The sequence below is a fragment of the Mucilaginibacter flavidus genome (assembly GCF_024055575.1).
Lineage (GTDB): Bacteria > Bacteroidota > Bacteroidia > Sphingobacteriales > Sphingobacteriaceae > Mucilaginibacter > Mucilaginibacter flavidus.
Genome location: NZ_JAMXOE010000001.1, coordinates 784,148 through 796,525, shown reverse-complemented (window position 1 = coordinate 796,525; position 12,378 = coordinate 784,148). Strand labels below are relative to the sequence as shown.

The window sequence follows — 12,378 nt, the reverse complement described above, 5'->3', positions numbered from 1 at the left end:
AGAATAGAAATTAGTTTCGGTTCTTTAATCACCATTTTACATTTAATAACAACAGAGCAACGTACTGAGGCGATCTCACTACCCATCACTCAAATTTACAACTGAGTATTTGCATAATTCCAAGGACTTGACGGAAACGCCGTCCGACGGTATGCACGTGCCACAACAACAAAAAAACAATGAGACACGGTAAAAAATTAAACCACTTAGGCCGCACCAACAGTCACCGCAAGGCGATGATGAGCAACATGGCCACTTCGCTTATCTTACACAAGCGCATTACTACAACATTAGCAAAAGCAAAAGCTTTACGCGGTTATGTTGAGCCAATTCTTACAAAAGCAAAAAACGATACTACGCATTCACGCCGTACAGTATTTAGCTATCTGCAGGATAAAGATGCTGTGAGCATCCTGTTCCGCGAGATTGCTGAGAAAATAGCTACCCGTCCGGGCGGTTACACACGTATCATCAAAATGGAAAACCGTTTAGGTGACAACGCTGAAATGGCAATGATTGAGTTAGTTGATTACAACACTGTTTACGGTACCGACGTTGCTAAAACTGAAAAGAAATCAACCCGTCGTCGTGGAGGTTCTGCTAAAGCTAAAACTGCTGAGCCAGCTGCTAAAGCTGCTCCTGTAGCCGAAGCTGTTGAAGTTGCGCCGGTTGCTGAAACACCAGTTGCTGAAGCCCCTGTGGCAGAGGCACCGGTAGCTGAAGCTCCTGCTGCTGAACCAGAAGCTCCTGAGGCTCCCGCTGCAAATGAAGAAAATGCAGAAAAAGGCGAATAATTTTAAATCCAAATAAATCTAATTATTAAGGAAATGCCCCGCTTTTGGCGGGGCATTCTTTTTTATAAATTATTGGGTTAGAAAAGCCTTGTAAAGATTTTCGAATTTAATAATGCTCTTTTAAAGCATGAATTATAATTTTTCCTGATACGATCTCGTAAATGATCCTGTGCTCGCGATTAATTCGCCTCGACCACATTCCGGAGAAATTATGTTTCAAAGGTTCGGGTTTGCCTATACCTTGAAATGGAGTCGCTTGAATAGCCTTTACCAGGTCTTTTATCCTTGCAAGAATTTTATCGTTGTGCTTTTGTTTCCAATAGGCTAAATCTTCTAAAGCATCGGGAGTAAATATTACTTCCATATATCATCTAAAGAAACCTTCACGCCTCTACCATCAAGAAATTGCTGCCGGCTTTCTTCAAGGCGTTTTACCATTGCCGGGTTAGCTAAAATTCTTTCGGTTTCGTCCATTTTTTTTTCTGATTTCAAAATGGATTTAATTTTCTTAAGAACCTTTTCGCTTTCAATATCAGCTATTAGCTTAATTACTTCGATTTTTTCAGCTTGTATGTTCATATACAAAAATAGTATTTTTATATCATGGTTTTAAATTTCAAAAAATAGAGCTATTGAAAATATTTTGTTTCCCATTAGAAATTGAAATTGACGAAGACAATGTCTTCGTCGATTCCTGCCCGATGTTTAAAGGCTGCCACGCTGCCGGGAAAACAATAGATGAGGCATTGATGGATTTAGAAGAAGCTATTGAACTGTGCTTATTAGATTAATTAACGAATAAACCCTCACTGCCAATGGCAGGAAGGTTTTATTATATACCATTTGAATGCTAAACAATAGTGGATTTCGAAGGAACTAACCGAAAGGTCATCAGCCCATCTGCATCCATCCCAACTTCTTCAAATCCGGATTTTACCAGTATTCTTCTTGATGGCAGGTTATACTGGTAGGTATGCACAATAACAGATTCAACCCTTGCATCAGTAAAAGCCCAGTTGCTTAATAATTGCAGCGCCTCGGTTGCGTAGCCTTTGTTTTGGTGCTGCTCATCAATCATATAACCTGTTTCTGCCTCGCCGTTCTCGTTGGGTTCGCCATTAAATCCCATCCCACCGACAGACGTGTTGATACTTTTGAGCACTATTTCCCAATCCGTGTACCATTTGAAGGCATCGGGGTTGACAAGAGTTTTTGGCAGCCAAAAGTTTATCATCGCATCGTCTATCTCTTTTTGATAAAATTCGCTTACCTGGTAATTTGATGTCTTTAGGCCGAGCGCCTGCTCCATTGCGGCTCTACTGGTGTGTAATAACTGTAATAATTCATGTGTTAACGGTATCATCCGCAACCTTTCAGATTCGATAAAAAACATTTGATTTTTGAAATTAATAACAATAAAAAACTTTGTCCAATTTGATAATTGAAGTTTTAGCCGTGTGTATTTGGCTAATTGTTATACAATTCCAGGCAGTGTAGTCTGCCTTTTGAGTGTGTTGAGTTGCAGAGGCGTTTTATTTATACCCAAATATAAATATTTACAACTGCCAGCGTATTTTTTTGTGTAAAAGTAATTTTCGCACACTTTTATCAAATTAAATTGCTCAAAATATTTTGTTTTGTAGGATAAGTTTATGTAGTTTTATCTTAACCTAAACGCAATACAATGCCTCAACCGCTTTTTTGCCTTGGGCCATTTTCAATTTAATTTTTTATTGAATGATTTACTAAACTATATAAATCAGCCTCAAAAAGGTAGTGAGCCTTGTACCTTTTAAAAACCAGGGCCAAAAAATCAAACATCAAATTATGAATTCCAACTTAGGAAAACCCCTTTCTAAAAAAGAAATGAGAGAAGTTCAGGGCGGCAAATTACCAGGCTGCGCAATGCACGGACAAAACGGCGTATCGTACAGCCAGGGCTGCTGCACCGGATTATTCCAATGCGCTGCAACCAAAACCTGTTTGCTTCCAGGTGAATGCCCTTGTCCAACTTGCTAATTTAGTAATTACGACAGGCAATTGTTGTTGGGGACGCCCGGCAGCTATTGCCGCAAGCTGTTTTAAAACCTGTTATTTGTCAATAAGACTACTTTTAACGAGTATTCGTGTTTTAGCACTTTGTTTCGCGACCCATGAAGATATGGTATCAAACCATCATTGCAAAATGCCACCTCGCCTGCCAACCTGTCACCGTTTTTATACAATTAACTGACGGTTTTTAACCTTTCTCCTTCATCATTTCGTCATTCCCCGCCATTTTTCCTGCCAAAGTAATGATTGGCACATGCCTTGTTGAATAGCTGTAGTAAACAATAACAATAACAATCAATCAGGAAAATATAATCATATGTCTAAAATAATTGGAATCGACTTAGGAACAACTAACTCCTGCGTTGCAGTAATGGAGGGTAACGAGCCCGTAGTTATTGCCAACAGCGAGGGTAAACGTACTACGCCGTCTGTAGTAGCTTTTATCGACAACGGCGAACGTAAAGTAGGGGACCCTGCGAAACGCCAGGCTATTACAAATCCTACAAAAACTATTTCATCAATAAAACGCTTTATGGGAAACCAGTTTAACGAGGTTACCAAAGAGGCTGCGCGCATGCCATACAAAGTGGTTAAAGGCGATAACAATACCCCGCGTGTTGAAATTGGTGACCGCATGTACACCCCACAGGAAATCTCGGCCATGATACTTCAGAAAATGAAGAAAACAGCCGAAGACTTTTTGGGCCATGAAGTTACCGAAGCGGTTATTACCGTACCGGCTTATTTTAACGATGCACAGCGCCAGGCTACTAAAGAAGCAGGTGAAATTGCAGGCTTAAAAGTTCGCCGTATTATAAACGAACCTACTGCTGCTGCCCTGGCTTACGGCCTTGACAAAGCACACAAGGATATGAAGATTGCCGTATTTGACTGTGGTGGTGGTACACATGACGTTTCGATCCTTGAATTAGGTGATGGCGTGTTTGAAGTAAAATCAACCGATGGTGATACACACCTTGGTGGCGACGACTTTGACCAGGTAATCATTGACTGGATGGCTGACGAATTTAAAAGCGACGAAGGTGTTGACCTGCGTAAGGACCCAATGGCTTTACAACGCTTAAAAGAGTCTGCAGAAAAAGCTAAAATCGAGTTGTCGAGCTCGGCTCAAACCGAAATCAACTTACCATATGTAACTGCAACTGACGGCGTGCCTAAGCACCTTGTTAAAACTTTAACCCGTGCCAAATTTGAGCAACTGGCTGACAGTTTGATCAAACGTACTATCGAGCCTTGCAAAACTGCTTTGAAAAATGCAGGTTACAGTACCTCGGATATTGACGAAGTGATTTTGGTAGGCGGTTCAACCCGTATACCTGCGATACAGGAAGCTGTTGAGAAATTCTTTGGCAAAGCGCCTTCAAAAGGTGTTAACCCGGATGAAGTTGTTGCCATTGGTGCAGCTATACAAGGTGGTGTGTTAACCGGCGAAGTAAAAGACGTGTTATTGCTTGATGTTACCCCGCTTTCATTAGGTATTGAAACTATGGGTGGTGTAATGACCAAACTGATAGAATCAAACACTACTATCCCGACCAAAAAATCGGAAGTGTTCTCTACGGCGTCTGATAACCAGCCATCGGTTGAGATTCACATCCTGCAGGGTGAGCGCCCGATTGCTTCGGCTAACCGTACAATAGGCCGTTTCCACCTGGATGGTATTCCACCAGCACCTCGTGGCGTGCCACAGGTTGAGGTAACTTTTGATATTGATGCTAATGGTATACTACACGTATCCGCAAAAGATAAAGCAACAGGTAAAGAACAAAAAATCCGTATCGAAGCATCTTCAGGCTTAACTGATGCCGAGATCAAAAAGATGAAGGACGAAGCTGAAGCAAATGCTGATGCTGACAAAAAGGCAAAGGAAGAAGTTGAAAAACTTAACGGTGCCGATGGCCTGATCTTCTCGACTGAAAAGCAGCTGAAAGAATACGGTGATAAAATTTCTGCAGATAAAAAAGCTCCGATTGAAGAAGGTTTGAAAAAACTGAAAGAAGCTTATGCAGCTAAAAACTTCAGCGACATTGATGCAGCCCAGGCTGAATTAAGCAACGCATGGAATGCAGCATCTGAAGAGATGTACAAAGCAACAGGTGATGCAGGCCAGCAAGGCGGCGCACCAGGTGCTGACGGTGGCGCAGGCGCACCTCACGCGGAAGGCAACGCTGACACTGTTACAGATGTTGACTTCGAAGAAGTAAAATAATCCCAATCTCCTAAGAGATTTATAAACTATAAAACCCCGGCTAAATAAATAGCCAGGGTTTTTTGTTGGTACAAGTAAGCTGTAAATAAGCTCTTGAATTTAGTCGAAAACTAAAATTCAATTGTAAAGGAGGCACTCAAATTTTTAACCGGTTTAAGCCTTTTTGCCTGTTTCTTTAGGCTTGTCAAATTCCCAAATCCGTGCAACACCAATTGAATTTTGCCAAACCTTGATTTGAATGAGCCCTCAACTTCTGAAAATGTAACCGTTCTTTTAGCCGGGTCAAAAGTTATTTCCCGTTTGTAGTAATCTCCGCTTTCATAATCGTAGGATGTTCCGTCATCCTCATAGTAAACAAAACTACTAACCTGGGTACCATACCAAACGTTAAGTTCCAATATGCCATCGCCATTTTCATTGGTGCTTTGCACTCCGTTTTGCATGGGGATAATTGCGCCGGCATTAATAAAAACAGGCAGGTCGGTTAAGGGTGCATCAACATTGTAGACTTGTCCACCGGGATACTTTTCCCCACTGCTTAAGCGGTGCCATTCACCTGCTGGCAAGTAAACATCGGCAGTAAGTTGCATGCTTTCAACCGGTGCCACCAAAATGTTATCTCCGAATAAAAATTGGTTGTGGTATTTTACGTCATATACGTTTTCGTCATAGGTATAATCAATAGCAAGCGTTCGGCTAAGCGGCATGCCGTTTTTGTGCGATTGGTAAAATCCTGAATAGATATAAGGCAGCAACCTATAGCGCAGCTCAATATCCTTTTTGATAATGGCCATGTTCTTTTTGCCCCATTGCCATGGTTCGCGCCTAATGGTGCCCTGCATGGCATGGTTGCGGAACATTGGCGTAAAGACACCTAATGAGTTCCAGCGTACCATCAATTCGGGTGTCGGGTTGCCGGTAAAGCCGCCGATATCCACGCCGACGAAAGACATGCCTGTAATACCCAAACTGCTCACCATGCGCTGGCCCATCAGCATGTGCTCATCGTAAGCAGAGTTATCACCCGTCCACACCGCCGAATAGCGCTGTGTGCCGGCATAAGCTGCTCGTGTAAGTACGAATGGTCGCTTGTTTTCCAAAAGCTTCCTGGTGCCTTCGTATGTGGCGCGCGCCATTTGCATGCCGTACGCGTTCCGTACCTCGGGCATAAATTTATCGCCAAATTTTACCAGCCAGGGTATGTTTTGGCCCCAGGCGGCAGGTTCATTCATATCGTTCCAAAAGCCTTCGACGCCGGGTTCGGTTAATGCAGTAAAAGCTGCGCCCCACCATTCGCGCACATCGTCCCTAAAGAAATCAGGAAAATGGCAGCGGCCGGGCCACACATCGGCAGTATAATTTTCACCGTTGGGATATTTGGCAAAGTAATCTTTATCGACCCCTTCATCATATTGCTTGTAACCATCTTCAATTTTGATCCCGGGATCTACAATAATAACCAGGCGAAAATTAATAGCTTTTAGCTTAGCAATAAATGCTTTCGGGTTGGGGAAAGTCTCCTTATTCCACGTGAATATTTTAAATCCGTGCATGTAATCTATGTCGCAATACATCACATCGGCCGGGATTTTTTCTTTGCGGAAACGTTGTGCAATATCCAATACCTCGGCAGCGCTCATATAACTCCAGCGGCACTGCTGGTAGCCCAGGCTCCACAACGGCGGCATTTCCATTCGACCGGTTAGCCAGGTATAGTCTTCAATTATTTTTGCGACGCTTTGTGCCCCGAAAAAGTAATAGTTCATATCGCCGCCATCGGCGCCAAACCAGCTCATTTGTTCGTCGGTAGTAGCGCCAAAATCGAAATAGCTTTTATGCGTGTTATCAAAAAATAGCCCATAGGTAAGTCCGCTATGGATGCCGATAAAAAACGGGAAGGTTTTGTACAGCCGGTCGGTTTTGGTATCATGCAGGGCTGCATCAGTGTTCCAGTTGGTAAAGCTGCTGCCGCGCTTGTTGAGGTTGCCGGTTTTTTCGCCCAGGCCGATAAACTTTTCATCGGCGTACAGCTTTCGGTAGTTGATTACCCGCTCGCCCTGCCAGTTGATGCCGAAGCGCTCATCATCTTTGCTTAGTTCTTTGTCATTGGCAGTATAAAAATTGAAACGGAGTGGAGATTTGTTGATACGGAGTTTTAATAGCGACGTAGTTATAACGATTTCATCTGTGGTTTCCGAATATTCAAGTTGGTCCGCCGGTTTTTGTATAACTGCGAAAGAATGGTCTGTTTCATCGAATGCTTTACTGACGTTAACCCGGATAATAGAATCGCTGTAAACCCAGATGCGGGCGGTTGCTTCCCGCGTTTTAATGATGAGAACATCGGGTTGCCCGGTGACCCTTTCGGTATTTCCTACTATTTCAAATCGCATAATTTAACCCAATTACTATATTAAGTAACGGCTAAATTGAAATAACGTTTTGGGGATTAGGATATATTAAAAACAAAAAATCCCGCCATACAGCGGGATTTTAATATCAAGGGAAGGGCTTTCCTTACGCCCACAAATTAGCGGGGTAAGTACCGTTTTCCACCAATTCCGAAATGCATTTTTGTACAATCGGTTTATCCTCTTTATAAGTAACACCAAACCATTTTGATGCGGTTGGGATAACTTTAAAAGATGCCTCGCCGCTTTTAATCAAATTGTCGGCAACTATCGGAATAAAAAATTCTGATTTTGGGTTGTTTTCATTTGCTGCCACAAAATCCCTGAACATTGGCTCGCTTTGTTTGAACACAGCAGGAGTAAATCCCCAGAAGTTCATCGAAACGCGGGTATCGCTGCTTAAATCGTGCTCGCCGGTTGCGTCCCGGTAAGCTACACCGCCATCGGGCTTAAAGTAAACTTCGGTACGCTCGTTAATTTCAACCATGTTACCGGCGTCGTCAACTTTACACACACCGCGAGATACGGTTCCATAATCAGATAAAGTCCTGTCAATCTGGTAGCCGATTAATGAATAAGTATCGTCGGTTACTTCGGTGGTTAAAAACTTAGCCATTTTTTCGAACGAATCGTAGCCGTAAAAGTCATCAGCATTAATAACGCAAAAAGGCTCGTGTACCTGGTTGCGGGCGGCTAACACCGCATGGGCGGTTCCCCATGGTTTGGTGCGCTCAATTTCTTTGTCGATACCAAAAGGCTTCAGATCGAAGCTCTGGAACACATAGTCAGTTTCTATACGGCCTTTTAATTTCGGCTCAAAAATCGCTTTGAAATTCTCCTGGAATTCTTCTTTAATAATAAAGCTAACTTTTCCGAAGCCGGCTTTTATTGCATCATAAATTGAATAGTCAATTATAGTTTCGCCATTGGGGCCAAAGCCGTCAACTTGTTTCATGCTGCCGTAGCGGCTGGCCATACCGGCGGCCAATATTAATAATGTAGGTTTCATAGTTTATTACTGGGCACAATAAATAAATGTAAATATGACGGTTTTATTTTAAATATCCTGTTAAATAATGGTTATCAACAATAATTGTTTTGCCGAAGCCGATTTATTTGATGTACCTGAAATCTTGTCCTGCCTTAATATTCAAGAGCGTTTCGTATATCAAACGGATAACGTTATCTACATCCTCTTTGTGAATCATTTCGACCGTAGTGTGCATATAACGCAACGGCAGAGAGATCAATGCTGATGGCACGCCATCGTTTGAATAGGCAAAAGCATCGGTATCAGTACCTGTTGAACGTGATGACGCCTGGCGCTGAAAAAGGATCCCCGCTTTATTGGCCGATTCGATCAACAGCTTGTTTAAATTATTTTGCACTGCAGGCGCATACGATACCACCGGACCACGACCGCAAGCCAAATCTCCCTGGGTTATCTTATTTATCATTGGCGTCTGGGTGTCGTGCGTAACATCGGTAACAATGGCAACATTTGGTTTAATGTGGTGTGCAATCATTTCTGCGCCACGAAGGCCGATTTCTTCCTGTACGGCATTTACAATGTATAAGCCAAATGGCAGGGTTACTTTGTTTTCTTTCAGCAAACGGGCAACCTCGGCAATCATAAAGCCACCGGCGCGGTTATCAAGCGCCCGACCCACATAATAGCGGTTGTTGAGTATCATAAACTCGTCCTCGTAGGTTATTACGCAACCTACGTGAATACCCAGTTTTTCAACTTCTTCTTTAGTGGTGCAGCCGCAATCTAAAAAGATGTTTTTAAGGGTAGGGGCTTCTTCCTTTTCGCCCGCGCTGCGGGTGTGGATAGCCGGCCAGCCAAATACTGCTTTTACTATACCGTTATCGGTATGGATATCAACCCTTTTTGAGGGTGCAATCTGGTGGTCGGAGCCGCCGTTGCGGATAACGTATATCAAACCATCGCTGGTAATGTAATTTACAAACCACGATATTTCATCGGCGTGAGCCTCAATAACAACTTTGTACGGCGCATCTTTATTGATGATACCTACAGCAGTGCCATAGTTATCTACATAATGGTCATCAATATAAGGTTTTAAATATTCGAGCCATAATTCCTGACCTTTCCATTCAAAACCGGTAGGCGAGGGGTTATTAATATATTTTTCGAAAAATGCGAGGGAAGCATCGGTTACAACAGCAATGTGCTTTGGGGCTTCGGGTGTTTCGGATTGTTTTTTAGCCATATTTTTAATAACTGCTCCTGGTAGAAGAGGCAGGCAAATATAGTAAATGGTTGATTAAGTTGAATAAGTGAGTAGTTGTAATTTAGCTGATTGATTCATTTATAGAACCGATGCCGGTTAATATTAATTGTGCTAATATTTATCTCATTCTTAACACCGACTTTACATAACAACTGTTCCTTTGCGGCGAGTAAATTTTTTAATAATAAGGTCAGTTTAGTTAGTTAAGTAAGCCTGGTGCAAGACCGGGCTTACTTTTTTCACAACAGTTTCATGTTAAAAGTTTACATTTAGGCGTTTATAGAGCAATGAAACTATTGAAGCCCGTTTTTGTCGCTATTTTTGCGTTTGTAACCACCTGTGCCACTGCGCAAAGCGTTGATGTGTCGGTGAATTATGCAGCAAAATATTTCCTGAAACCCGATACCAATACGGTAGTGGTAATAAACCAGTTTAACCCCGCGCAATTAAGCGGGAATAAAAAGACCGTAGGCGTACTTAAAGAGGCGGTTTACGCAGCCATTAGTCACGCTGCCTTTCAACTTGGCGCGCTGCCGCATACTAAGATTATAAATATTGTTGATTCAGTTGCGTTGGCCCCAAACACCGACTCGATAAAACAAATAGCAGCAAAATACCACGCTAATTACGTTTTAGCATTGAAAAACTTTTCTGCAAAAATTACCCTGTTTGAGATAGGTAGTAATGAAACAACATATAACACCAATTCGACCGCTGATTTTATGCTGTACGAGGACAACGGCATTTTTTACCGCAAGTTAAGCGGAAAAGCCGAAGACCCGTTGGAGCAGACCGTAAACGCTGGTATAATAGCTTCCCTGATTTTTCAGCCGACCATAAAAGGGCATAAGAGCGAAGTGAAGGCCGCAGCACAACACGCAGCAGAAAACGCCCTGCAGGATTTCTTTCCGTTTTACATCACCCATACCCGGCCATTGTTCGACGATAAATTTTTGAGGCCGATAAACCAGGAAATAATTGCCGGCAACTTTGACAAGGCCGATAGCCTGCTGCAACCCTATTTGGTAGACCCTGATGTAAAAATTGCCTCAAAAGCTGCCTATACCCTTGCCATCATATATGAATCGGAGAATAACCTGGAAGATGCTACCGATATGGCAGAAGAATCGAACAGTAAAAATAAGAATAGCTATGCCACGGCTATGCTGGCCGATTTGAAAGAGGAGTAAGCATGGTATTGCGGGCTAAGCGTTCCATTTTTGCACGCGGAACACCCCGAACGCTGTGAAACACGCTGATTATCAGGTGTTCCATTTTTCAGCAGGACGGATTTTTAGATAATTTGTTCGTTTTAGCCGGTTCACGCGTGTCGTGCCTGTGGTGCTTCGGTACTTGCAACAATCACAAAAACATTTGCGGCGACTTCGATATTTTAAATGCGGGCTCTTTTTAAAAAGCAGAATAAACTCTTTAAGATCTTAGCCGGGTCAGAATTGCTGTCCGAAGGGGATAATATTAATTAATTTATCGGCAGTGTAAATTTGAAGGTGCTTCCAAGGCCGGGTTCGCTTTCCACCCAGATCTTGCCCCCATGTCGCTTAATGATCTCCGAACACAGGTAAAGGCCAATTCCAAACCCGGTTATTTTTTCCATCTCTTTGCTTTCCGCGCGATAATGCGGCAGGAAGAGTTTTTCAATATCATTCGCAGAGATGCCCATGCCATGGTCGTGAATGCTTACTGTAAGCGTGTGCTCATGCTTTGTACAGGAGACCTCGATAGGGTCATCCTTACCAGAATACTTAGCCGCATTGCTCAACAGGTTGACTATCACCTGCTCTATCTTATCACGGTCGGCGTTTACGCTTACGCTGGCACCCGGAAGCACTGTAATGTTGTGGGAGGAGGTAATGAACATCGTTTCTTCAATAACCTCAGTGATCAGGTCGCCCATATCAAACTCCCGCTTTGTTAAATTGATCTTGCCAGCCTCCGCGCCCGAAAGGTTAAGCAGGCTGTTGATCATCTGCAGCATTTTTTTAACCTGCTTTTCAACTTTAGACAACGCGCCTATTGTAAAATTGTCTTTTTGTTTTTTAGCCCAATTGTTGAGCATTTGAATATAGGCCTTCAAAGCGGTCAGCGGCGTTTTTAGTTCATGACTCACCATGCCGATAAATTTGCTCCGCCTTAAATCATTTTGCTTTTGTTCGGTAATATCCAACACAATACCCGAAAAATAGTCGTTGCTGACATCGGTGGCGCTAAATCCCCCGGTAATGCTCAACCAGCGTTGCTTTTTTTCAGGTGGAAGTATAACCGGGCATTCGATGTATATATTGCTATGGGTTTTTATGGCCTGCTCCACGGCTGATATAACAGTTTTGCGATGCCTGTCTGCCACTTTTACCAAGGCATCCTCCAGCGACATCTTCTCTTCCGGCAAGAAACCAAACAAGGCTTTAGTACGGTCTGATGGCAGAAACTCCCGCGATCTGGCATCCAATATCCACACACCTACATTGGCTGAATCAAGCGCGAGCCTCGCGATATCTACCGCTCTGAAGGATTGGTTCTCAGGACTTACACTCATCTTTAACTGCACAAATTCGTTTAGCTGCAAAAATACATTATTTTCCTTTGCTTTAATTGTTCAACAAATTTGATCTGGC

Annotated in this window: 11 protein-coding genes; 4 read left to right on the top strand and 7 right to left on the bottom strand. The window is 42.9% G+C overall.

Going from position 1 to position 12,378, the window contains the following annotated elements:
- Nucleotides 1-179: 179 nt before the first annotated feature.
- Complete coding sequence (gene rplQ / locus NAF19_RS03505; RefSeq protein WP_252788383.1) at nucleotides 180-794, top strand: 50S ribosomal protein L17; 615 nt, start codon at nucleotides 180-182, stop codon at nucleotides 792-794.
- A gap of 106 nt (nucleotides 795-900) precedes the next feature.
- On the opposite strand, the gene NAF19_RS03500 is transcribed toward rplQ, so the two are convergent.
- Nucleotides 901-1,158, bottom strand: a complete 258-nt coding sequence (locus NAF19_RS03500; RefSeq protein ID WP_252788382.1) for a Txe/YoeB family addiction module toxin — start codon at nucleotides 1,156-1,158, stop codon at nucleotides 901-903.
- Nucleotides 1,149-1,373, bottom strand: coding sequence for a DUF2683 family protein (locus tag NAF19_RS03495; protein WP_252788381.1), 225 nt, complete (start codon nucleotides 1,371-1,373; stop codon nucleotides 1,149-1,151). Before NAF19_RS03495 ends, NAF19_RS03500 begins: the two co-directional genes overlap by 10 nt.
- Nucleotides 1,374-1,426: 53 nt before the next feature.
- Here NAF19_RS03495 and NAF19_RS03490 point away from each other — a divergent pair, with 53 nt between their 5' ends.
- Nucleotides 1,427-1,585 (top strand): type II toxin-antitoxin system HicB family antitoxin, encoded by a 159-nt coding sequence (locus NAF19_RS03490; protein ID WP_252788380.1) that lies wholly within the window; start codon nucleotides 1,427-1,429, stop codon nucleotides 1,583-1,585.
- 59 nt (nucleotides 1,586-1,644) lie between these two features.
- Here the strand turns inward: NAF19_RS03490 and NAF19_RS03485 are convergent, their stop codons facing one another.
- Nucleotides 1,645-2,187 carry a GNAT family N-acetyltransferase gene (locus NAF19_RS03485; protein ID WP_252788379.1) on the bottom strand — a complete coding sequence of 181 codons (543 nt, stop codon included), beginning with the start codon at nucleotides 2,185-2,187 and terminating at the stop codon, nucleotides 1,645-1,647.
- A gap of 924 nt (nucleotides 2,188-3,111) precedes the next feature.
- Here NAF19_RS03485 and dnaK point away from each other — a divergent pair.
- Nucleotides 3,112-5,076 carry a molecular chaperone DnaK gene (gene dnaK, locus NAF19_RS03480; protein WP_370362842.1) on the top strand — a complete coding sequence of 655 codons (1,965 nt, stop codon included), beginning with the start codon at nucleotides 3,112-3,114 and terminating at the stop codon, nucleotides 5,074-5,076.
- A gap of 110 nt (nucleotides 5,077-5,186) precedes the next feature.
- Here the strand turns inward: dnaK and NAF19_RS03475 are convergent, their stop codons facing one another.
- From NAF19_RS03475 to NAF19_RS03465, 3 genes are all read right to left on the bottom strand, one after another.
- On the bottom strand, nucleotides 5,187-7,469 hold the full coding sequence (locus NAF19_RS03475) for a glycoside hydrolase family 31 protein (RefSeq protein WP_252788377.1): 2,283 nt from the start codon (nucleotides 7,467-7,469) through the stop codon (nucleotides 5,187-5,189).
- 124 nt (nucleotides 7,470-7,593) lie between these two features.
- Nucleotides 7,594-8,496: a nucleotidyltransferase family protein gene (locus tag NAF19_RS03470; protein WP_252788376.1), complete on the bottom strand. Its 903-nt coding sequence runs from the start codon at nucleotides 8,494-8,496 to the stop codon at nucleotides 7,594-7,596.
- A 103-nt stretch (nucleotides 8,497-8,599) separates the two neighbouring features.
- Complete coding sequence (locus tag NAF19_RS03465) at nucleotides 8,600-9,724, bottom strand: M42 family metallopeptidase (protein ID WP_252788375.1); 1,125 nt, start codon at nucleotides 9,722-9,724, stop codon at nucleotides 8,600-8,602.
- Nucleotides 9,725-10,032: 308 nt separating this feature from the next.
- Here NAF19_RS03465 and NAF19_RS03460 point away from each other — a divergent pair, with 308 nt between their 5' ends.
- Nucleotides 10,033-10,935 carry a DUF6340 family protein gene (locus tag NAF19_RS03460; RefSeq protein ID WP_252788374.1) on the top strand — a complete coding sequence of 301 codons (903 nt, stop codon included), beginning with the start codon at nucleotides 10,033-10,035 and terminating at the stop codon, nucleotides 10,933-10,935.
- 290 nt (nucleotides 10,936-11,225) lie between these two features.
- Here the strand turns inward: NAF19_RS03460 and NAF19_RS03455 are convergent, their stop codons facing one another.
- A complete protein-coding gene (locus NAF19_RS03455; protein WP_252788373.1) occupies nucleotides 11,226-12,329 on the bottom strand; it encodes a PAS domain-containing sensor histidine kinase in 1,104 nt (367 codons plus the stop codon).
- Nucleotides 12,330-12,378: the final 49 nt, after the last annotated feature.